The organism is Anaerolineae bacterium, from assembly GCA_025062375.1.
Taxonomy (GTDB): Bacteria; Chloroflexota; Anaerolineae; order SpSt-600; family SpSt-600; genus SpSt-600.
Genome location: JANXAG010000076.1, coordinates 1 through 957 on the forward strand (window position 1 = coordinate 1; position 957 = coordinate 957).

The following is a 957-nucleotide window of genomic DNA, read 5'->3' on the forward strand; positions in this document are numbered from 1 at the left end:
TGGCCTGCACCGGCCGCAGAGCCAGGCCTGTGAACAAGATCACCGGTGCGGTGATAGCCAGCCCCAGGGCAAAGCGACCGACCATTTCCGGGCTGCCAAATTTAGCAATGGATACCATCATGCCCCACTGGCTGAGAGCATAAACCACATTGCCCGCAAACGTCCAGGCAAAGTTGGCTTTGAGCGAGAGAGGACGTGTGGTAATTTCGCCTCTAAATAATAGTCTCTGCATAGATTGAGGGATCCCCTGCATTCCTGCTGGATTTCTCCAACCTCTGGCGAATATCATATATAAAGCCAGAATTTTCTCCCGTTTCTCGCTTTTTCTGCCCCCCTTGACTCTTTACTTTTCTTTGTTCACTTGCTCATTTCCCAACCCCTGGATCCTGGCCTGAATCCCCTCATCCCCCGGCCTCCATTCCAGGGCCTGGCGGTAGGCGGTGAGGGTGCTTTTTGTGAAACCACGGATTGCACGGATTTCACGGATTAACGAATCTGTGCAATCCCTCGCAACGAATCTGTGCAATCCGTGAAATTCGTGGTTTCTCATCTCTCTGAACCGATCAACGCCCGAATTTTCGCTTGAATCCCCTCATCCCCCGGCCTCCATTCCAGCGCCTGGCGGTAGGCCGCAAGCGCCCCTTCTTTATCCCCCGCTTCAGCCAGCCAGTCCCCCAACTGGACCGCCCAATCCCAGGGCTGGCCTGGATAGAGACGGATGGCTTCCCTGAGCCACTCTGTGGCTTCTTCCCGCTTTCCCTGATGATAGAGGGTATGGGCCAGAAAGTAAGCACTCCAGACGTGCTGAGGGGCCATCGCCAGCGCGGTCCGAAAGGACGCTTCAGCGGTCGGGTATTCTTCCTTCAGGAAATAGGCCAACCCGATGAAGTACTTCGGCTCATACCGGTCCGGAGCCACCTTTTCCGCTTTCCGATACCAGGCCAGGGCCTCATCCAC

General features: G+C 55.7%; 2 protein-coding genes. Both read right to left on the reverse strand.

Annotated elements, in window-relative coordinates:
• Positions 1-232 (reverse strand): hypothetical protein (locus NZ653_10090; GenBank protein ID MCS7287466.1); only part of this gene is annotated, 232 nt, incomplete at its 3' end.
• Between the two features lie 314 nt (positions 233-546).
• Positions 547-957, reverse strand: a 411-nt coding sequence (locus NZ653_10095) for a tetratricopeptide repeat protein (protein ID MCS7287467.1), incomplete at its 5' end; no start/stop codon positions are given.